The organism is Kitasatospora sp. NPDC048239 (assembly GCF_043202015.1).
Classification (GTDB): Bacteria; Actinomycetota; Actinomycetes; order Streptomycetales; family Streptomycetaceae; genus Kitasatospora.
In genome coordinates this window covers 196,847-216,034 of record NZ_JBICZP010000001.1, presented here as the reverse complement: position 1 = coordinate 216,034, position 19,188 = coordinate 196,847, and the positions used below count along the sequence as shown (strand labels likewise).

The window sequence follows — 19,188 nt, the reverse complement described above, 5'->3', positions numbered from 1 at the left end:
GGTGTCCCCCCCCGGGGGGGGGGGGGTGGGGGCCCGGGGGGGGGGGCGCGGGCGGGGGGGGGGGGCCGGGGGGGGGGGGGCCCGCGCGCCCCCCGCCCCAGGTGCGTCCGCGACACGCGCCCACCCGCAGGTGGATCCGCATGCGAACCACCACGCACTGTGATGTCCTGTCACCGTCGGCCACCGCGTGTGCCCGCGTCCGCCCACGGCCCGTCCGCGCCGCGCGCCGACCCCTCCCGACGTGTCCCCCCTTCCGAGGAGTCCCATGTCCCTGTCACCGCCACGGCCGCAGCCCCGGCCGCGGTCCCGCCGACTGTCCGCCCTCGCCACCGCCGTGGCCGGCGCGCTGACCGCCGGCACCGTCCTGACCGCCGCCCCGGCCCTCGCCCTCGGCCGCGCCCACGGTGAACCCGCCGACACCGCCCCGCACATCACCGCGCCCCGGGTCCAGGCGGAGATGCGGGACGACGAGGTGGCCGCCCTCGGCCAGGAGCACGCCGAGGAGCACGCCCGCGCCCGGGCGGCCGTGCGCGGCGTCGGCGACTACCCGCAGACCACGCGGACCAACCGGCTGAAGGCACTGACGGACTCCCAGACCAGCATCAACGCGGGGTTCGACCCGACGGTCTTCGGCGCGTTCAAGGAGTACTTCCCCTCCCCCGAGTTCGCCGCCCACATCGCCATGCTGCCGACCGGCAAAGTCCTGCTGTTCTCCTTCGAACGGATCGAGACCAACCCGGAGAAGGAGCCCGCGCCCACCCAGACCACCGGCACCGAGAACGCCGGCCGCGCCTACATCTGGGACCCGGCCAAGGGCACCGGCGCGAACGCCTTCACCAAGGCCACCCCGCCGGTGGTCGACATGCCGGACGGCCTCAACCAGCCCCGCCCGGCGCCGTTCTTCTGCTCCGGCCACTCCTTCCTGCCCAACGGCATGCTCGGCGTCTTCGGCGGCAACCTCGGCGGCAACGGCGGCACCGGCGCCAAGCTCTCGCTGGTCTTCGACCCCTGGACGGAGACCTGGACCCGCAACCCCGACATGTCCGTCGGCCGCTGGTACCCGTCGGTGGTCACCGGCGCGGACGGCCGGCAGCTGATCATGTCCGGCCAGTCCGAACTGGGCTGGGGCACCCCGACCCCGGTGGTGGAGCGCTTCCCCGCCAAGGGCCACGCGGTGCCGACGCTGAAGACCGACACCCCGCGGAACACCCCGGTGGACCGGTTCAAGGCGGACGCCCCGTTCACCCTGGACTACCCGCACCTGTTCTCGCTGCGCGACGGCAACATCTACGCCTTCGGCCGCCAGCCGAACGAGCAGTGGGCCTTCGACCCGGTCAACGAGACCCGCAGCGACCTCCAGGCCCGCCCGGACGGCAGGAAGCGCAACTACGGCTCCGCCATCCCGCTGCCCGGCGGGGTGAACGGGCCCGACTCCGCGCTGGTCCTCGGCGGCGACCGGGACAACCCGAGCACCCTGCGGTTCGCCAACGGCACCTGGACGGCCGAGAAGTCCCGCGCCTTCGGCCGCACCCAGGACGACACCCTGCTACTGCCCGACGGCAACCTGCTGACCGTCAACGGCGCGTACGACATCCGCGACTACGGCAACGGGCCCTACAACCCCAACGCCGACCTGAAGTACCGCCAGACGGAGCTGCGCGACTCCCAGGGCAACTGGCGGCTCGGCCCGGTCCAGCGGCTGCCGCGCGGCTACCACTCCAACGCCGTGGTCCTGCCGGACGGGCGCGTCATGGTGACGGGCGACGAGCTGCAGCAGCTCGCCAACGACCCCAACATCAACGACGACATGAACGGCACCATCGAGATCTACGAGCCGGCCTACCTGCACAAGGGCAACCGGCCCTTGCTCGACCGGGCGCCCACCACCCCGGTCGGCTTCGACAAGAAGTTCCTGGTCACCACCGGCACCCCGGAGCACGCCGCCAAGGCCGTGCTGCTCTCGCCGACCACCGCGACCCACTCGGTCAACACCAGCCAGCGCCACGTCGAGCTGCGGATCACCAGCCGCGCCGGCAACCGGCTGGAGCTCCAGGCCCCGCCGGACGCCAAGGCGGCGCCGCCCGGCTGGTACATGCTCTTCCTCCTGAACGACCAGGGCGTGCCCAGCGTCGCGCAGTGGGTGCAGCTCGGTTCCTGAGGCCCGATCCCGTCCGCCTCCCCCCGAAACACCACCGAAGGAAACCCCATGGCAACGGATCTGAGACTGCGCCAAAGCGACGAGATCCAGGGCGACATCGTCGCCGGCTTCAAGAAGGACAACGTCACCCTGCTGTTCCTGAAGTTCGAGGACGCGGCCAGGGCCCGCACCTGGCTGCGGACCCTCGCGCCGCAGATCGCCACCACCCGGCAGGTCGCCGACTTCAACGAGGCGTTCAGCGAGGCCCGCCGGTCCTCGGGCGGCGACGACCCGAAGACCCTCAAGGCGACCTGGCTCGGCATCAGCTTCACCTACGAGGGCATGCGCCAGCTCTCCACCACCGACCCGTTCGAGAAGGCCCCGCCGACCGGCAGCGGCCTGGAGGCGTTCAAGGAGGGCTCCGCCAAACGGGCCGGCGCGCTCGGGGACACCGGCGACAACTCCCCGGAGAACTGGCTCTTCGGCAACGGCAGGAGCCAGCCGGTGCACGCCGTGCTGACGATCGCCTCGGACACCGAGGCCGACCTGGCGGCCGCCGTCACCGCCCAGCGCGAGGCGGCCGCCGAGTCCAAGATCGTCATCATCTTCCAGCAGAACGCCAAGACCCTGCTCGGCAGCCGCCGGGGCAAGGAGCACTTCGGCTTCAAGGACGGCATCAGCGAGCCCGGCATCCGCTTCTTCGACCGGCCCAGCGCCGCCCGCCCGGAGGAGGTGGACGGCCACCCGGGCACCCGGATCATCCCGGCCGGCGAGTTCGTCGTCGGCGAGGAGCCCGCCCCCGGCAGCTTCACCGACTACCCCGAGTGGGCGCGGAACGGCTCCTTCCAGGTCGTCCGCCGGCTGTCCCAGGACGTCCCCGGCTGGTGGTCGCAGATCTCCGTCAAGCTGAAGGAGCTCAAGCAGGCCAAGGCCGTCCCCGACACCGCCACCGCCGAATGGCTGGCCGCCCGGCTGGTCGGCCGCTGGCGCTCGGGTGCGCCGGTCTGCAAGCACCAGGACCGGGACGTCCCGTTCGACCCGAACGCCTCCTCGGACAACGACTTCGACTACCGGGACGACCTGGAGGGCCTGGCCACCCCGCTCTTCTCGCACCTGCGCAAGACCAGCCCGCGCGCCGGGCTGCAGGCGCCGAACCCCAGCCGGCCCCCGTTCGACGCCAAGGAGCTCGACGGCCGGCGGATCATGCGCCGCGGCGCACCCTACGGGCACCCCTTCGACCCGGCCTCCGAGGGCCCCGGCGGCCCGGACGACCCGCGCGGCCTGCTCTTCGTCTGCTACCAGGCCGACATCGCCCGGCAGTTCGAGTTCATCCAGGCGGACTGGATCGACCAGCCCGACTTCCCGCCCGGCCGCAACCCCCAGCCCGGCAAGGACCCGGTGATCACCGAGGCCGACAGCGTCGACTTCGAGAGCCGCGGCCCCGACGGCGCGATCCGGCACACCCCGCTGAGCTTCCAGCAGTTCGTCCAGACCCAGGGCTCGGTCTACGCCTTCGCCCCCTCCCTCTCCACCCTGAAGGCGCTCGCCGAGGGGCGGCTCACCGGGCAGTCGCAGGGCCAGCAGGGCGGCGGCCAACAGCAGCCGCAGCCCGGCAAGGCGTACCCCTGCGACGAGTTCCTCGCCGTCCCGGACCAGCAGCGCAAGGGCGGGCAGAGCCAGTACTGGGCGTTCCACAGCGAGCAGTACCGCCGGATCTCGGTCGCGGACGGCGCCGCCCACACCGACCGCGCGGTCGAGGGCGACAGCCGGCTGACCACCTGGACCTGCCTGCAGGGCGTCGGGCGGATCGACTGCGTGCTGCCGATGCCCGACCTGCAGAACCCCGGCGGCAAGAGCTGGTACTGGGTGTTCCACAGCACCGGCGGCCGCCAGCAGTACCGGGCCGTCTCGATCACCTGCGGCGGCGGGGGCTACACCAGCGCCCTGGAGCGCCCGGACCGCGACCTCACGGCCTGGAGCTCACTGGGCGGCGTCGGCCAGGTGAACTGCTTCCTCCCCGTGCCGGACCAGCAGCGGGTCGGCGGCAAGAGCTGGTACTGGGTGTTCCACAGCACCGGCGGCCGGCAGGTCTACCGGCTGATCTCGGTGGCCGACGGCGCCGCCCACACCGACGCGCTGGAGCGCTCCGACCGCGAGCTGACCCAGTGGGGCTCGCTCGGCGGCATCGCCAGGGTGGACTGCTTCCTGGCCGTGCCGGACCAGCAGCGGGTCGGCGGCAAGAGCGAGTACTGGGTCTTCCACGGCGAGGACTACCGCCGGATCTCGGTCTCCGACGGCAGCGGCCACCCGGACCGCCAGGTCGCCGGCGACCGCTCCTGCAGCGGCTGGGGCTCGCTGCTGTGACGTGACGCCCTGACGGACCGTCGCCCCCGGCGCGCAGCACTCGCGGCGCACCGGGGGCGACGGTCCGTCAGGCTGCCCGCCCAGGGCCTCTCTTTCGGGGGGCCTAAGCTGCCGTCATGGTGACCTTCGACGAGTTCCGGACCATGGCCCTCGCCCTGCCGGCGGCCGTGCAGCAGCCCACCTGGGAGATCGAGACCCTGCGGGTGGGCGCGAAGATCTTCGCGATGGGCTCGCCGGACGGCGAAACGGTCAGTCTGAAGGCCGCCCGGGAGGATCAACTGGAGCTGATCGCCGCCGAACCCGAGGTGTTCTCCTACCCCAAGTACGTCGGCCGGCACGGCTGGGTGGGCGTCCGGCTCGACGCGGTCGACCCGGACGAGCTTCGCGACCTGCTGACCGAGGCCTGGCGGCGCACCGCACCGAAGCGGCTGGTCAAGGAGTTCGACGCACAGGCCGATGACTGAAACCAACCGGACACCCCCGGTTCATGTGACCCATCCCACAGTTTAGGCGTGCCCACCAGTCCCCCGGGCACCCTAGGCTGGCCCAGGAAGTTGGCAGTCGTACCACCCTCCGGGCCCCGCCCGTGGAACGGTCACGGGCCCCTAGGGAGTTGACGCGATGCGCCGTCGGCGGTGGAAGCGTGTAATGATCGGCGCCTTCGCGGCCGGTGCCGTGCTTGCCGATGCCGGCGCAGCAGCGGCCCAGGCCGCCGCCTCCACCGAGCAGCTGGCCATCTCCACGCCTCCGGCCGGCAGCGCCGCCTGGGTCGAGGACCACACCTTCGGGCGGTCCCTGCCGGACCCGGCCACCACCACGCCGGCCGCCGCCGCCGACTTCTTCGCCTCCCTCGCCCCCACCGAGCTGGACCGGCTGATCAAGGACTACCCGCTGGTCGTCGGCAACTTCGACGGCGCCCCGGTGGAGCTGCGCTACCGCGCCAACCGGATCGCCCTCACCGCCGAGCGGGACCGCGCCCGGGCACGCGCCGCCGACCGGAAGGTCGACTCCGACCTCCGCGCGCTGGCCGTCTCGCGCGCCAACGACGTCGACCACCTGCTCGCCCCCGAGCGCCAGGTGCTCGCCTTCGACCCGCGCGGGCGCGGCCTGGTCACCGAGGTCTTCGGCGACCTCGCGGACGCCGACCGGATCTCCGTCCTGGTGCCCGGATCGGACGCCGACCTGGGCCACTTCGACCAGGCCTCCGAGCCGCTGCGCTCCCCCGCCGGAATGGCCCGGGCGCTCTTCGCCGAGGAGCACCGGCAGTCGCCCGGCACCCGGACCGCGGTGATCGCCTGGACGGGGTACGTCACCCCGTCGGGCCTCGGCCCGGACGCCGTCACCTCCCGCCTCGCCGACGTCGGCGCGCCGCGGCTGGGCCGTCTGCTGGCCGGGCTGAAGGAGACCACCCGGCCGGACGCGCCGCCCTCGCTGCTCTGCCACTCCTACGGCACGGTGGTCTGCGGCAACGCCGCGCCGGACATCCCGCGGGCGGCCACCTCGCCGTCCGACACCTCAGGGGTCACCGACCTGATGGTGTTCGGCAGCCCCGGCATGGGTGTGCAGAGCACCTCCGAGCTGGGCGCCGGCGTGCACGTCTGGGCGACCCGCAACGGCAGCGACTGGATCGGCAACGTGCCCTACCTGGAGGTCGGCGGGCTCGGCCACGGCGCCGACCCGACCTCGACCGACTTCGGCGCCGAGCAGATCTCCTCGGCCCGCTCCTCCGGGCACAACGGCTACTTCGTCGCGGGCACCGACAGCCTGCACAACTTCGCGGCCATCGCCCTGGGCCACTACGAGGACGTGGTCCGCCCGGCCCCGGAGGCCTGAGGCCTGAGGCCTTCCGCAGGAACCGCTAGGCCCTGTCCGCCTGGTCCCACTGGTCCCGGTAGACCCGGGCGGCCTCGGTGGCGGCCCGGGCCATCTCCCGCCGGGCGGCGGGCGGCGAGAGCACCTCGGCGTCCATCCCGAAGGAGAGCAGCGCTCGGACGGCCGCCGGCGACTGGAAGGCCATGGCCAGCTCGACCCACTCCTCCGGAGCCCCGGCGCCGGTCTCCGGCGGCGCGGCGGCGAGCCTGGTGCCGTGGATCCGGATGAACAGGTCCAGCCGCCCGCGCCGCACCCGGACCTTCACGGGCACCTCCTTCGGCAACCGCTCCACCTGTTCGCGCAGCACCGCCCAGACGTCGCCGAGCCCCAGGCCCGGGCGGCGCCGCACCGGCTCCTCGGCGGCCTCCGCGGCCAGCACCCGGTCGGCCCGGAACAGCCGGGGCTCGCCCTGCAGATCGGCCACCAGGTACCAGACGGCGGCCTTGCTGACCAGGCCGTAGGGGTCGACGGTGTACTCGACCGGGGCGGGCGCGCCGCTGTGCCGGTAGCGCAGCCGCAGCCGCCGGTCGGCGAACACGGCGTGCTGGAGCTCCCCGAGGTCCGGCCCGGCGGGCGGCCCGGGCTGGAGCCAGCGGGCCGGGTCGACCAGGATCCGCTCGCTGATCCGCTCGGCGGCCGGGCGGTGCGGGGCCGGCAGTGCGGCCATCACCTTGCGCAGGGCCGAGCCGAGCGCGCCGTCCAGGCCGAGGTCGCTGTGCGCGCCCTGGGCGGAGAGCACGAACAGCGCGCGGGCCTCGTCGGCGGTCAGGCCGCTGACGTCGGTGCGGTAGCCGGGCAGCAGGCTTATCCCGCCGTGCCGGCCGCGCTCGGTGTAGACCGGGACGCCGGCCGTCGAGAGCGCCTCGACATCGCGGTAGATGGTGCGGACCGACACCTCCAGCCGGTCGGCCAGTTCGGTGGCGGGCACCCGGCCCCGGGTCTGGAGCAGCAGCAGGATCGAGAGCAGGCGGTCGGCCTTCATGGCACGAGGATCCCAGAAATCCTGACGCTCCCTGTCAGGTTTTGCCGGGAGATTGCCTCCGAGAAGGAAACCCTTGCGAATCGACGGAGTTGACCCCGCGTGGACACCACCCAGGACCCCCGCCCGCTGTACCTGCTCGCCCTCGGACAGCTGGAGAAGCTGATCGCCGAGGTCACCCCGGAGGCGCTGGGGCGGCCGACCCCGTGTACCGAGTACGACCTGCGGCAGCTGCTCGGCCATGTGGTCGGCGGGGTGCACCGGCTCGCCTACATCGGTGAGGGCGGCATCGCCCACGACGTGGCGGCCGCGACCGGCGATCAGCCGGACGACGGCTGGCCGGCCGCGCTCGGCCGGGCCCGGGCCCGGGTCACCGCCGCCTGGGCGGACGACGCCAAGCTGGACCGCCCGTCCGTCGCGCCCTGGGGCGAGGTGCCGGGCCGGGCGGTGCTGGGCGGCTACATCGTGGAGGCCGTCACCCACTCCTGGGACATCGCCCGGGCGCTCGGCAGCAGCCTCGTCCTGGACGGGCCGCTGGCCGAGACCGCCCTGTCGATCGCCCAGGCCGTACTGCCGCCCGGCTCGCGCGACGAGACCATCCCCTTCGCCGACGAGCGGACCGCGCCCGAGGGTGCGGACGCCGCCACCCGGCTGGCGGCCTGGCTGGGCCGCGAGGCCTGAGCCGCCGTCGGGTGCGGCCCGCACCCGGCGCTACTCGCGGCCGACCGAGGTGAAGGCCATGTCCGGGTAGCGGTCGCCGGCCACCTGGCCGGCGACCGGCTCCAGCACCGCCAGCTCCTCGGCGGTGAGCCGCAGCACGGCGGCCGCGGTGTTCTCGGCCAGCCGGGCGCGCCGACGGGTGCCCGGGATCGGGATCACCGTCAGCCCGTGCACCTCCGCCCGCTGGTGCACCCAGGCGAGCGCCACCTGGGCGGTGGTGATCCCGCGCGCCGCCGCGATCTCCCGGACCGGCTCGACCAGCGCGAGGTTCGCCGCCGCGTTCGCGCCGTTGAACCGGGGCTGGGTGCGGCGCACGTCGTCCGCCGGCAGCTCCTCGGCGGCGGCGAAGGACCCGGTCAGGAAGCCCCGCCCGAGCGGCGAGTAGGGCACGAAGGCGACGCCCAGCTCGGCGGCGGCCTGCACCGCCGAGCGCTCGACGTCCCGGGCGAAGAGCGACCACTCGGACTGCAGGGCGGCGATCGGGTGGACCGCGTGCGCCTCGCGCAGCTCGGCCCCGGTCACCTCGGAGAGCCCGAGGTGGCGCACCTTCCCGGCCGCCACCAGCTCGGCCATCGCGCCGACCGACTCGGCGATCGGTACGGCCGGGTTGCGGCGGTGCATGTAGTAGAGGTCGATCACGTCCACGCCGAGCCGGCGCAGCGAGGCGTCCACCGCGGTCCGGATGTACGCCGGCTCGTTGCGGACGGCCCGGTACAGCGGGTCGTCGGCCTTGCGCTCGACGCCGAACTTGGTGGCCAGCACCACCCGGTCGCGGTTGGCCCGGACGAACGGGCCGATCAGCTCCTCGTTGCGCCCTTCGCCGTACTGGTCGGCGGTGTCGAAGAGGGTGACACCCGCCTCCAGGGCGGCGTCCAGGGTTGCGAGGGCCTCGGCGGTGTCGGTCGGGCCGTAGAACTCGCTCATGCCCATGCAGCCGAGGCCCTGGAGGCCCACGGTCGGGCCGTCGGTGCCGAGCTGCGCGGTGGGAAGGACGGGGAGGTTCATGCGCTCTGCTTCTTCCTCTGCGGGCGGTCCGCCGGGACGCCGCTGTCGGCGATCTTCCCGGCGTAGAGATCGATCTTGTAGTCGATGACGGCGAGGGTCGCGTGGAGGTCGGCGATCCGCTGCCGGACCTCCTCGCGGTGGGCGACCAGCAGGTCGCGCCGGTCCTCGAGGGTCTGCTCACCGCGGCGGGCCAGTTCGACGTACCGGAGCATGTCGGCCACCGACATGCCGGTCAGCCGCAGCCGGCCCAGGAAGGCCAGCCGGTGCAGGTCGGCGTCGCAGTAGCGGCGCTGGCCGGACGCGGAGCGGTCGACCGGGTCGAGCAGGCCGATCCGCTCGTACCAGCGCAGTGTGTGGGCGGTCAGTCCGCTGGCCGCCGCGACCTCGCTGATGCCGTGCCGCGGGGTCCGGTCCGGTTCGCCGGTCGGCGTGTGGAAGACCTGGTCGCAGGTCCGCAGATCCACCTTGATCGACGCGAGCGTTGCCATCTTCCAAACCCCCTGTGGTGAGCGGTGTCCACGACGCTAATGAGTTAGAGCGCACTCCAAGCAAGCCTCCCACGCGGGTACTCCCGGCACCCGGTTCCGGACCCCGGTTAGAGTCGGGCCCATGGAGAGCTTGCGGATGATCGAGAACTGGCCGGTGCCGAACGCCGCGGTGGCCGTCGTACGGGGTGCGGACGGCGCGGTGCTGGGCGGGCACGGGCCCCAGCAGCACCTCTTCCCGCTGGCGTCGGTGACCAAGCTGCTCACCTCCTACGCCGTGCTGGTCGCCGTGGAGGAGGGCGTGTTCGAGCTGGACTCCCCGGCCGGGCCCGCGGGTTCGACCGTCCGGCACCTGCTGGCGCACACCTCGGGGCTGGCCTTCGACGAGCACCGGGTGATGGCCGAGCCGGGCAACCGCCGGCTGTACTCCAACGCCGGGTTCGACGTGCTGGCGCAGGCCCTGGCGCAGGCCTCCGGCATCGAGTTCGGGCGGTACGCCGCCGAGGCGGTGTTCGAGCCGCTGGGCATGCGCTCGACGCTGATCAACACCGCGCACAAGTCCCCGGCCGGGGCCGGCGGCCTGTCCACGGCGGCGGACCTCGCGCTGTTCGCGGCCGAGCTGCAGTCGCCCAAGCTGCTGGACCCGTCCACCCTGCACGCCGCCACCCGCGAGGTGGCCTTCCCCGGGACCAGCGGCGTACTGCCCGGCTTCGGCCACCGCCGGCCGAACGACTGGGGCCTCGGCTTCGAGATCCGCGACGGCAAGGCGCCGCACTGGACGGGTACCACCAGCTCGCCCGCGACCTTCGGCCACTTCGGCCAGTCCGGCACCTTCCTCTGGGTCGACCCGGAGGCGGGCGCGGCCTGCGTCGCGCTCACCGACCGGGACTTCGGCCCGTGGGCGGCCGAGGTCTGGCCCGTGCTCACCGACGCCGTGCTGGCCGAACTGCGCGGCTGAGACCCTCCGGTACGGCTGGGCCCCCGCCCGGTGGCTCAGCCGTACGTGAGCGGCGAGTGCATCTCCCAGACCAGCAGCTCGGCGCCCGCCTCGCCGGCCGTCGGGTCGGCGAAGGCGGCGCCGGTGATCCGCACGCTGTCGCCGGGCACCATCGAGCGGCCGCCGCCCTGCGGGCCCGGGACGGTGCGGTAGCCGAGCGAACCGGCCGTCAGGTGGGCGTACCGCCAGGCCGCGGCGGGCGGTTGGGGCAGCGGCTGCCAGGGGCCCGCGGTGGCCAGCCAGAGCGCGGCGTCGCCGCGCCGCAGCCGCAGGGCGTCCGTCCCGGCGTCCCGGGCCAGGCCGGAGGCGAGCAGCGTCAGCCCCTCGGCGGCCCGCTCCACCCGGCGCAGCCCGTACCCGGGGGTCGCGTCGAACACGTCCGGCTGGAGCCACATCTGGACGAAGCGCACCGGTCCGTCGGCGCCGCCGACGTTGCGCTCGGTGTGGGTGACACCGGAGCCCGCACTCAGGTGCTGGAGCATCCCGGGCCGGACCACGCCGCTGTGGCCCTGCGAGTCGCGGTGGGCGAGCGCGCCCTCCAGCACCCAGGTGAGGATCTCGGTGTCGCGGTGCTTGTGCTCGGCGAACCCCGCACCGGGCGCGAGCAGTTCCTCGTTGCAGGCGAGCAGTGCGCCGAAGTGGGTGTTCCTCGGGTCGTAGTGGCCCGAGAAGGAGAACGCGTGTCTGGTCTCGATGCCCTCGTCCGGGGTGGAGAGGTAGCGCTCGGCGGCACGGCGCAGGTCGGCGCGGGGGCGGGCGGGGGCGTCGGTCACGGGCCCACGGTAGCGGGTGTGACCACTGCCACCGCGCCTCCTAACCGGGGGGTGTGCACGAGCAGTCACTCCGGTGAGGCAGTCTTGTCCTTGTGCCAGCCGCCTCCGCGAACTCCAAGAGCGATCCCACCGCCCAGCCCGACAAGGGCGGGAAGAGCCCGACGCCCGGGGCCGGGCGAGACCGGCCGGGGCGCGCGGCGCCACGGCTGACGGCTCAGGAGCGCAGACTCGCGGCCGACCGGGCCGAGCGCCGGGCCGCCACCCTGAAGCGGCTGGAGAAGTCCTCGGGCAAGCTGGCCACGGCCGCGATCTCGCGGATGGACGACCAGCTCGGCTGGTACCGGCGGATGCCGCCGGAGCACCGCTCCTGGATCGGCCTGGTCGCCCAGGCCGGTATCGCCGCCTTCACCGAGTGGTACCGCCACCCGGACGCCCCGCAGGCGATCTCCACCGATGTCTTCGGCACCGCCCCGCGCGAGCTGACCAGGGCCATCACCCTGCGCCAGACCGTGGAGCTGATCCGCACCACGATCGAGGTGATGGAGGAGGCCATCGAGGAGGTGGCCGCCCCCGGCGACGAGGCGGACATGCGCGAGTCCGTCCTGGTGTACGCCCGGGAGATCGCCTTCGCGACCGCCCAGGTGTACGCGCAGGCGGCCGAGGCGCGCGGCGCCTGGGACGCCCGGCTGGAGGCGCTGGTCGTCAACTCGCTGCTCTCCGGCGACGCCGACGAGGGCGTGCTGTCCCGGGCCGCGGCGCTCGGCTGGGGCCAGCCGAGCCAGGTGCGGGTGGTGATGGGCAGTGCCCCGGACGGGGACAGCGAGCTGGTGGTGGAGGCGATCCGCCGGGCCGCCCGGTACGCGAAGCTGCACGTCCTGACCGGGGTGCTGGGCAAGCGCCTGGTCGTGGTGGTCGGCGGCGACAAGGAGCCGGTGCACGCGGCCCGCGCGCTGATCGGCCAGTTCGCGCCCGGTCCGGTGGTGGTCGGCCCGACCGTGCCCGACCTGCTGTCGGCGACCCGCTCGGCGCACGCCGCGGCCGCGGGCCTGCGGGCCTGCGCGGCCTGGCCGGACGCGCCGCGCCCGGTACTGGCCGACGATCTGCTGCCCGAGCGCGCGCTCGCCGGGGACCAGGCGGCCCGCCGCCAGCTGGTGGAGGAGATCTACACACCGCTGGACGAAGCGGGCTCGGCACTCCTGGAGACCTTGAGTGTCTATCTGGAGCAGGCCTCCTCCCTGGAGGGCGCTGCCAGAATGCTCTTCGTCCACCCCAACACGGTGCGCTACCGGCTCCGACGTGTGACAGACGTCACGGGCTACGCTCCTTCGGACGTGCGTTCGGCGTTCACCCTGCGTATCGCACTGGCGCTGGGCCGACTCGCGGCGACCGGGGAGCAGAACTGACCAGGCTGTAGGGAACTTACAATCCCCGATGCTTTTCTTCGTTACCGTCGCCTACCCGCCCCCGGGCGCCTGGCGAGAGAGGGTTGAACCGTGCTCGTAATCGTCGCCCCTGGACAGGGTGCCCAGACCCCCGGTTTCCTCAGCCCCTGGCTGGAGCTCGACGGTGTCGCCGACCGGCTTCGCGGCTGGTCGGAGGTCGCCGGGCTCGACCTGGTGCACGCCGGTACCGAGGCGTCCGCCGAGGACATCAAGGACACCGCCGTCGCCCAGCCGCTGCTGGTCGCGGCCGGCCTGGTCACCGCCCGCGCGCTCTTCCCCGACGAGGACCGCGCCCGTGAGCTGGTCGGCGCCGTGGCCGGCCACAGCGTCGGCGAGATCACCGCCGCCGCCGGCGCCGGGGTGCTCACCGCCCATGACGCGCTGACCTTCGTTCGCGAGCGCAGCCTGGCAATGGCCGAGGCCGCCGCCGCCACCGAGACCGGCATGATCGCCGTCCTCGGCGGCGAGCCGGAGGTCGTGGCCGCCAAGCTCGCCGAGCACGGCCTGACCGCGGCCAACAACAACGGCGGCGGCCAGATCGTGGCGGCCGGCACGCTGGCCCAGCTGGAGGCCCTCAAGGCCGACCCGCCGGCCGGTGCGCGGATGATCGCGCTCAAGGTCGCCGGCGCGTTCCACACCGACCACATGGCCCCGGGCGTCGAGCGGCTGGCCAAGCTGGCCCCGACCCTGCCGGTCGCGGACCCGAAGGTCGCGTACGTCTCCAACCGGGACGGCGAGGTCGTGGCCTCCGGCGGCGAGGTGCTCGACCGCCTCGTGTCCCAGGTGTCCAACCCGGTCCGCTGGGATCTCTGCATGGAGACCCTCCAGCGGCTGGGTGCGACCGCCGTCATCGAGCTCGCTCCCGCGGGCACCCTCACCGGACTGGTCAAGCGCAACCTCAAGGGTGTGGCGACGCTTGCCCTCAAGACCCCCGCCGATCTGGACAAGGCCCGCGCGATCGTCGCGGAGCACGGCGGTAAGGATCAGGAGACCAAGGCATGAGTGTGCCCCAGATCAAGCCCGTCACCGGCGCCCGCTACTCGCGCATCCACGGTGTCGGCGGCTACCGTCCGGTCCGGGTGATCCCGAACGCCGAGGTGCTGAACTGGATCGACTCCTCGGACGAGTGGATCCGCACCCGCAGCGGCATCGCCGAGCGCCGCTGGGCCGGTCCGGAGGAGAGCGTCGCCGAGATGTCGGTGCAGGCCGCCGGCAAGGCGATCGCCCAGGCCGGGATCACCCCGGACCAGATCGGCGGCGTCATCGTCGCGACCGTCTCGCACCTCAAGCAGACCCCGGCCATCGCCACCGAGATCGCCGAGCGGCTCGGCTGCGGCACCGCCCCGGCCTTCGACATCTCGGCCGCCTGCGCCGGCTTCGGCTACGGTCTGAGCCTGGCCGACGGCATGGTCCGCGGCGGCAGCGCCGGGTACGTCCTGGTGATCGGTGTCGAGCGGCTCAGCGACCTCACCGACCAGTCGGACCGCTCGACCGCCTTCATCTTCGGCGACGGCGCCGGCGCCGCGATCGTCGGCCCGTCCGACACGCCCGGCATCGGCAAGGTCGTCTGGGGCTCGGACGGCTCCCAGAAGGACGTCATCTCGCAGACCGAGGCCTGGGACACCGCCTTCGCGAAGGAGGACGCCGTCAACGGCGTCGGCGCGGAGACCAGGTGGCCGGCCCTGCGGATGGAGGGCCAGGCGGTCTTCCGCTGGGCCGTCTGGGAGATGGCCAAGGTGGCCCAGCAGGCGCTGGACGCCGCCGGGGTCACCGCCGACCAGCTCGGCGCGTTCATCCCCCACCAGGCGAACATGCGCATCACCGATGCCATGATCAAGAAGCTTCAGCTGCCCGACTCGGTGCCGGTCGCCCGCGACATCACCGAGACGGGGAACACGTCCGCGGCCTCCATCCCGCTGGCGATGGAGCGCATGCTGGAGAGCGGCGAGGCCCGAAGTGGCGACCTCGCGCTGATCATCGGGTTCGGGGCGGGTCTGGTCTACGCGGCGGCAGTCGTTACGCTCCCCTAGGCGCGTTTCGCCCCATCCCATCCACAAGCCTGCGTCCGTCCGCCGGGCGGCCGCATTCAACACCGAAGAGGAGCAGCCAGTATGGCTACCAAGGACGAGGTCCTGGAAGGTCTCGCTGAGATCGTCAACGAGATCGCCGGCATCCCGGCCGAGGACGTCGAGGTCGACAAGTCCTTCACCGACGACCTGGACGTCGACTCGCTCTCCATGGTCGAGGTCGTCGTGGCCGCCGAGGAGCGCTTCGACGTGAAGATCCCGGACGACGAGGTCAAGAACCTCAAGACCGTCGGCGACGCGGTGGACTACATCCTCGCCAACGCCTGAGCGATCAACCAGCTCGATGCCTGACCGTCGGTAGGCCCCGTGCCCGCCGACCTTCCGGTCGGGGCGCCCCACCGGGCGCCCCGGCCGGGTCCCACCCCCGGCTCGCCGCCGAACCGCACACGTGAGAGAAGAAGATCCAGTGACCGCTGAAAACCGTACCGTGGTCGTCACGGGTATCGGCGCCTTCACGCCGCTGGGCGGCGATGCCGCCACCACCTGGGAGAACCTGGTTGCCGGGCACTCGGGAGTGGCTCCGCTGACCGACGAGTGGGCCGCCGATCTGCCTGTCCGGATCGGCGCGCGCGTCGCGATCGAGCCGGGCGAGATCCTCCCCCGCCCGCTGGCCCGCCGGCTGGACCGCTCGGCGCAGTTCGCGCTGATCGCCGCCCGCGAGGCCTGGGCCGACGCCGGGTTCGAGACCCCGGCCACCGACAACTCCTCCAAGCTCGCCCCCGAGCGCCTGGGCGCCGTGGTCGCCTCCGGCATCGGCGGCGTTGGCACCCTGCTCGACCAGTACGACATCCTGCGGGAGAAGGGCGCCCGCAAGGTCTCCCCGCACACCGTCCCGATGCTGATGCCCAACTCCCCGGCGGCCAACGTCGGCCTGGAGGTCGGCGCCCGCGCGGGTGTGCACACCCCCGTCTCCGCCTGCGCCTCCGGCGCCGAGGCGATCGGCTACGCGATCGAGATGATCCGCACCGGCCGCGCCGACGTCGTGGTGGCCGGCGGCACCGAGGCCGCGATGCACCCGCTGCCGATCGCCGCGTTCGCCAACATGATGGCGATGTCCAAGAACAACGACGAGCCGCAGCGCGCCTCCCGCCCGTACGACAAGGGCCGGGACGGCTTCGTGCTGGGCGAGGGCGCCGGCATCGTCGTCCTGGAGTCGATCGAGCACGCCGAGGCGCGCGGCGCCCGGATCTACTGCGAGGCCGTGGGCCAGGGCCTGTCCTCGGACGCCCACCACATCGCCCAGCCCGAGCCCACCGGCGCCGGCGTGGCCCGGGCGCTCGCCGACCTCTTCGAGCGCAACGACCTCTCCAAGGCCGAGATCGTGCACGTCAACGCGCACGCCACCTCGACCCCGCAGGGTGACACCGCCGAGCTGAAGGCGCTCCGCAAGGAGCTGGGCGACGACCTGGACCACATCGCCATCTCGGCGACCAAGTCGATGACCGGCCACCTGCTGGGCGGCGCCGGCGGCATCGAGACCGTCGCCACCGTGCTGGCGCTGCACCACCGGCTCGCCCCGCCGACCATCAACGTCGAGGAGCTGGACGACGACGTGGACGCGGACATCGTGCGCGACGTGGCCCGTCCGCTGCCCGAGGGCCGGATCGCGGCGCTGAACAACTCGTTCGGCTTCGGCGGCCACAACGTGGTGCTGGCCTTCCGCAGCGTCTGACCGAACCCGCGCGAAGGGGCCGGCCGCTCGTACCGAGCGGCCGGCCCCTTCGTCGTACGTCCGGTCTCAGACCACCTGGTGCAGCCAGCGCACCGGAGCGCCCTCCCCGGCGTAGCGGAACGGCTCCAGTTCGTCGTCCCAGGGCTTGCCGAGCAGCCGGGAGATCTCCGCCTCCAGGTCGGCGCCCTCGCTGCGGGCGCGCAGCAGGACGGCGCGCAGCCGGTCCTCGGGGATCAGGATGTCCCCGTGGATGCCCGTGACGGCATGGAAGATGCCGAGTGTGGGCGTGCTGCTGTACCGCTCGCCCTCCGCCGTGGCGCAGGGCTCGCTGGTGACCTCGTAGCGCATCAGCTGCCAGCCGCGCAGCGCGGAGGCGAGCTTCGAGGCCGTACCGGGCTCACCCTGCCAGGAGAGCTCGGCGCGCCAGTGTCCGGGTGCGGCCGGCTGGCGGATCCAGTCCAGGCTCACCCGCACACCGAGCACTCCTGCGACGGCCCACTCGACGTGCGGGCACAGCGCGCGGGGCGCGGAGTGGACGTACAGGACTCCACGTGTCGTCACCGGGACCTCCAGGCTGTGGACGAGGGTCGCCTTCCCCAGCTGCCTCGTGTCAGTGCCTGTAGTTGATCCACAGTTACCCACGTTAGCCGACATTAAGCCACTAAATTGAGCAAAACGGACAGGCTTTCGCTCAATGCTAGTCGAATCCTCAACGAGGTCCACCCCTCGGTGGGATCTCTCCCCCGAACGGCCCCATAGGCGGCGGAACCACCGTACCGCGCCTCCCCGCACCGCGGATGACGCACTTTCGGATCCGGCCGGAATGCGGTAGTGCGGGCGAACCCCCAGCGCCCGGTACGCAAACCGCCCCGCACGCCCGGGCGGGGCGGCGGGGCGGTCGAGCGGCCCCGGCGAAGGGGTCCTGATGCGGTGTCAGCCGTCGAGGCGAACGACCATCTTGCCGGTGTTGACGCCCCGCAGCAGGTCCAGGAAGGCCTGCGCGGTGTGCTCGAAGCCGTCCACCACGGTCTCCTCGTTGCGCAGTGCGCCGTCCTGCAGCCAGCCGCCCACCTCGGCGACGAACTGCGGCTGCAGGGCGGCGTGGTCGCCCACCAGCATGCCCTCCAGGCGCAGCCGCTTGCCGATCACCAGCGCCAGGTTGCGCGGGGCCACCGGGGCGGAGGTCTCGTTGTACTGGGCGATCGCGCCGCACAGCACGGCCCGGCCGTGCGGGGTGAGGGCGCCGATCGCGGCCTCCAGGTGTTCGCCGCCGACGTTGTCGAAGTACACGTCGATGCCGTCCGGGGCGGCCTTGGCGAGCTGCTCGGCGACCGGGGCGTCCTTGTAGTTGAACGCCGCGTCGAAGCCGTAGTCGTCGACCAGCCTGGCGACCTTCTCCGGGCTGCCGGCCGAACCGACGACCAGCGCCGCACCCTTGAGCCGGGCGATCTGGCCGACCATCGAGCCGACCGCGCCGGCCGCGCCGGAGACGAAGACCCGGTCGCCCTCCTTGAGACCGGCGACGGCCAGCAGGCCGGCGTAGGCGGTCAGGCCGGTCATGCCGAGCACGCCGAGGTAGGCGGACAGCGGCACGGACGGGTCGACCTTCACCGCGCGCCGGGCGTCCACGGTGGCGTACTCGCGCCAGCCGAGCCCGTGCAGCACCGCGTCGCCCGGGGCGAAGCCCTCGGCCGCGGAGGCGACCACGTAGCCGACGGCGCCGCCGTCCATCGGCTCGCCGAGCTGGAACGGCGGGACGTACGACTTCACGTCGTTCATCCGGCCGCGCATGTACGGGTCGACCGAGAGGTAGGCGTTGCGGACCAGGATCTCGCCCGGGCCGGGGGTGCGGACCGGCGCCTCGACCAGCGCGAAGTCGGCGGGGACGGGCCAGCCCTGCGGGCGGGCGGCGAGGTGCCATTCGCGGGCGGTCGCGGGCGCTGCCTGGTCTGCCATGGGTGGTACTCCCTGCTTGCATGAAAGGTTGACTTACTGAAGTAACGATGGACATGAAAGGTTCATGTTGTCAAATGTTCAGGTAGACTCTGAGGCATGGACACCCAGCCGACCGGGGCCGCCACGCCGCAGTCCGACGAGATCACCCGCGAGGTCGTCGACCTCATGGCCAATCTGGTCGGGCTCTTCCATCGCGAGTACGAGGAGGCCGCAGCCGCCCGCTCGCTCACCGGCGCGCAGGCCAAGGTGCTCGCCCTGCTGCGGCGCGGGCCGATGCCGATGCGCCACATCGCGCAGACCCTGAGCTGCGAGCCGTCCAACATCACCGGGATCGTCGACCGCCTGGAGTCGCGCGGCTTCGTGACCCGCGAGGCCGACCGGCAGGACCGCCGGGTGAAGCTGGTCGCCGCCACCGACACCGGCGCGGCCGCCTCCGAGGAGCTGCGCGAGTCGCTCAACTTCGCCCGTGAGCCGCTGGCCGCCCTCGACGCCGAGGAGCGCACCGCCCTGCGGGACCTGCTGCGGCGGATGCTGTCCGGCGCCTCCGGCCCGGGGGCCTGACCAGGGCGCCCGCTTCGGGCACCCCAGGACGCCGGCGTGAGCAGCATCACAGCCGGAATGCCTGATCCGGGCCGTATTCGTCGGCCATCGGATGTAACCGAACACTTCCCCGAAACGTCTAACGTTCGAGTAACTCGG

The 19,188-nt window shown here is 73.1% G+C and carries 18 protein-coding genes; 12 read left to right on the top strand and 6 right to left on the bottom strand.

Features of this window, described 5'->3' with window-relative positions; all coding sequences use genetic code 11:
• Positions 1–265 precede the first annotated feature (265 nt).
• The 4 genes from ACGFZP_RS00950 to ACGFZP_RS00935 all read left to right on the top strand — a co-directional run bounded on the left by ACGFZP_RS00950 (position 266) and on the right by ACGFZP_RS00935 (position 6,334).
• On the top strand, positions 266–2,158 hold the full coding sequence (locus ACGFZP_RS00950; RefSeq protein WP_392927242.1) for a galactose oxidase-like domain-containing protein: 1,893 nt from the start codon (positions 266–268) through the stop codon (positions 2,156–2,158).
• Between the two features lie 48 nt (positions 2,159–2,206).
• Complete coding sequence (locus ACGFZP_RS00945; protein ID WP_392927240.1) at positions 2,207–4,501, top strand: Dyp-type peroxidase; 2,295 nt, start codon at positions 2,207–2,209, stop codon at positions 4,499–4,501.
• 116 nt (positions 4,502–4,617) lie between these two features.
• The gene (locus tag ACGFZP_RS00940) at positions 4,618–4,965 is read left to right on the top strand and encodes an MmcQ/YjbR family DNA-binding protein (RefSeq protein ID WP_392927238.1); all 348 of its coding nucleotides are present in this window, start codon (positions 4,618–4,620) and stop codon (positions 4,963–4,965) included.
• 184 nt (positions 4,966–5,149) lie between these two features.
• Complete coding sequence (locus ACGFZP_RS00935) at positions 5,150–6,334, top strand: alpha/beta hydrolase (RefSeq protein ID WP_392927237.1); 1,185 nt, start codon at positions 5,150–5,152, stop codon at positions 6,332–6,334.
• A gap of 25 nt (positions 6,335–6,359) precedes the next feature.
• Here ACGFZP_RS00935 and ACGFZP_RS00930 read toward each other — a convergent pair whose 3' ends face one another.
• Positions 6,360–7,355, bottom strand: a complete 996-nt coding sequence (locus tag ACGFZP_RS00930) for a helix-turn-helix transcriptional regulator (protein ID WP_392927236.1) — start codon at positions 7,353–7,355, stop codon at positions 6,360–6,362.
• 99 nt (positions 7,356–7,454) lie between these two features.
• Between ACGFZP_RS00930 and ACGFZP_RS00925 the strand changes: the two genes are divergently transcribed.
• Entirely contained in the window at positions 7,455–8,033 is a 579-nt protein-coding gene (locus tag ACGFZP_RS00925; RefSeq protein WP_392927234.1) for a TIGR03086 family metal-binding protein, read from the top strand.
• Between the two features lie 30 nt (positions 8,034–8,063).
• On the opposite strand, the gene ACGFZP_RS00920 is transcribed toward ACGFZP_RS00925, so the two are convergent.
• Both ACGFZP_RS00920 and ACGFZP_RS00915 read right to left on the bottom strand, forming a co-directional pair.
• A complete protein-coding gene (locus ACGFZP_RS00920) occupies positions 8,064–9,077 on the bottom strand; it encodes an aldo/keto reductase (protein WP_392927232.1) in 1,014 nt (337 codons plus the stop codon).
• Positions 9,074–9,565, bottom strand: coding sequence for a MerR family transcriptional regulator (locus ACGFZP_RS00915; protein ID WP_392927230.1), 492 nt, complete (start codon positions 9,563–9,565; stop codon positions 9,074–9,076). The genes ACGFZP_RS00920 and ACGFZP_RS00915 overlap by 4 nt, the downstream gene beginning before the upstream one ends.
• Positions 9,566–9,686: 121 nt before the next feature.
• Here ACGFZP_RS00915 and ACGFZP_RS00910 point away from each other — a divergent pair, with 121 nt between their 5' ends.
• Positions 9,687–10,520 (top strand): serine hydrolase domain-containing protein, encoded by an 834-nt coding sequence (locus ACGFZP_RS00910; RefSeq protein ID WP_392927228.1) that lies wholly within the window; start codon positions 9,687–9,689, stop codon positions 10,518–10,520.
• 35 nt (positions 10,521–10,555) lie between these two features.
• Here the strand turns inward: ACGFZP_RS00910 and ACGFZP_RS00905 are convergent, their stop codons facing one another.
• Positions 10,556–11,332, bottom strand: a complete 777-nt coding sequence (locus ACGFZP_RS00905) for a pirin family protein (protein ID WP_392927225.1) — start codon at positions 11,330–11,332, stop codon at positions 10,556–10,558.
• A 206-nt stretch (positions 11,333–11,538) separates the two neighbouring features.
• Here ACGFZP_RS00905 and ACGFZP_RS00900 point away from each other — a divergent pair, with 206 nt between their 5' ends.
• The 5 genes from ACGFZP_RS00900 (at position 11,539) to fabF (ending at position 16,533) form a co-directional block, all read left to right on the top strand.
• Positions 11,539–12,735 carry a PucR family transcriptional regulator gene (locus ACGFZP_RS00900; protein WP_392928288.1) on the top strand — a complete coding sequence of 399 codons (1,197 nt, stop codon included), beginning with the start codon at positions 11,539–11,541 and terminating at the stop codon, positions 12,733–12,735.
• 90 nt (positions 12,736–12,825) lie between these two features.
• On the top strand, positions 12,826–13,776 hold the full coding sequence (locus tag ACGFZP_RS00895) for an ACP S-malonyltransferase (protein ID WP_392927223.1): 951 nt from the start codon (positions 12,826–12,828) through the stop codon (positions 13,774–13,776).
• A complete protein-coding gene (locus tag ACGFZP_RS00890; RefSeq protein WP_392927221.1) occupies positions 13,773–14,804 on the top strand; it encodes a beta-ketoacyl-ACP synthase III in 1,032 nt (343 codons plus the stop codon). The genes ACGFZP_RS00895 and ACGFZP_RS00890 overlap by 4 nt, the downstream gene beginning before the upstream one ends.
• Positions 14,805–14,885: 81 nt before the next feature.
• Positions 14,886–15,128 (top strand): acyl carrier protein, encoded by a 243-nt coding sequence (locus ACGFZP_RS00885; protein WP_387939906.1) that lies wholly within the window; start codon positions 14,886–14,888, stop codon positions 15,126–15,128.
• A gap of 139 nt (positions 15,129–15,267) precedes the next feature.
• The gene (gene fabF, locus ACGFZP_RS00880; protein ID WP_392927218.1) at positions 15,268–16,533 is read left to right on the top strand and encodes a beta-ketoacyl-ACP synthase II; all 1,266 of its coding nucleotides are present in this window, start codon (positions 15,268–15,270) and stop codon (positions 16,531–16,533) included.
• Between the two features lie 66 nt (positions 16,534–16,599).
• On the opposite strand, the gene ACGFZP_RS00875 is transcribed toward fabF, so the two are convergent.
• Positions 16,600–17,094 (bottom strand): DUF3145 domain-containing protein, encoded by a 495-nt coding sequence (locus tag ACGFZP_RS00875; protein WP_238740953.1) that lies wholly within the window; start codon positions 17,092–17,094, stop codon positions 16,600–16,602.
• Positions 17,095–17,466: 372 nt separating this feature from the next.
• Complete coding sequence (locus ACGFZP_RS00870) at positions 17,467–18,489, bottom strand: NADP-dependent oxidoreductase (protein ID WP_392927215.1); 1,023 nt, start codon at positions 18,487–18,489, stop codon at positions 17,467–17,469.
• A gap of 96 nt (positions 18,490–18,585) precedes the next feature.
• Here ACGFZP_RS00870 and ACGFZP_RS00865 point away from each other — a divergent pair, with 96 nt between their 5' ends.
• Positions 18,586–19,050 carry a MarR family winged helix-turn-helix transcriptional regulator gene (locus tag ACGFZP_RS00865; RefSeq protein WP_387939898.1) on the top strand — a complete coding sequence of 155 codons (465 nt, stop codon included), beginning with the start codon at positions 18,586–18,588 and terminating at the stop codon, positions 19,048–19,050.
• Positions 19,051–19,188 lie beyond the last annotated feature (138 nt).

Excerpts from the sequence above, each read along its gene's own strand:
- ACGFZP_RS00950 (WP_392927242.1), top strand. The coding sequence starts at position 266 with ATGTCCCTGTCACCGCCACGGCCGCAGCCCCGGCCGCGGTCCCGCCGA.
- ACGFZP_RS00945 (WP_392927240.1), top strand. The coding sequence starts at position 2,207 with ATGGCAACGGATCTGAGACTGCGCCAAAGCGACGAGATCCAGGGCGAC.
- ACGFZP_RS00940 (WP_392927238.1), top strand. The coding sequence starts at position 4,618 with ATGGTGACCTTCGACGAGTTCCGGACCATGGCCCTCGCCCTGCCGGCG.
- ACGFZP_RS00935 (WP_392927237.1), top strand. The coding sequence starts at position 5,150 with ATGATCGGCGCCTTCGCGGCCGGTGCCGTGCTTGCCGATGCCGGCGCA.
- ACGFZP_RS00930 (WP_392927236.1), bottom strand. The coding sequence starts at position 7,355 with ATGAAGGCCGACCGCCTGCTCTCGATCCTGCTGCTGCTCCAGACCCGG.
- ACGFZP_RS00920 (WP_392927232.1), bottom strand. The coding sequence starts at position 9,077 with ATGAACCTCCCCGTCCTTCCCACCGCGCAGCTCGGCACCGACGGCCCG.
- ACGFZP_RS00915 (WP_392927230.1), bottom strand. The coding sequence starts at position 9,565 with ATGGCAACGCTCGCGTCGATCAAGGTGGATCTGCGGACCTGCGACCAG.
- ACGFZP_RS00910 (WP_392927228.1), top strand. The coding sequence starts at position 9,687 with ATGGAGAGCTTGCGGATGATCGAGAACTGGCCGGTGCCGAACGCCGCG.
- ACGFZP_RS00890 (WP_392927221.1), top strand. The coding sequence starts at position 13,773 with ATGAGTGTGCCCCAGATCAAGCCCGTCACCGGCGCCCGCTACTCGCGC.
- ACGFZP_RS00885 (WP_387939906.1), top strand. The coding sequence starts at position 14,886 with ATGGCTACCAAGGACGAGGTCCTGGAAGGTCTCGCTGAGATCGTCAAC.
- ACGFZP_RS00870 (WP_392927215.1), bottom strand. The coding sequence starts at position 18,489 with ATGGCAGACCAGGCAGCGCCCGCGACCGCCCGCGAATGGCACCTCGCC.
- ACGFZP_RS00865 (WP_387939898.1), top strand. The coding sequence starts at position 18,586 with ATGGACACCCAGCCGACCGGGGCCGCCACGCCGCAGTCCGACGAGATC.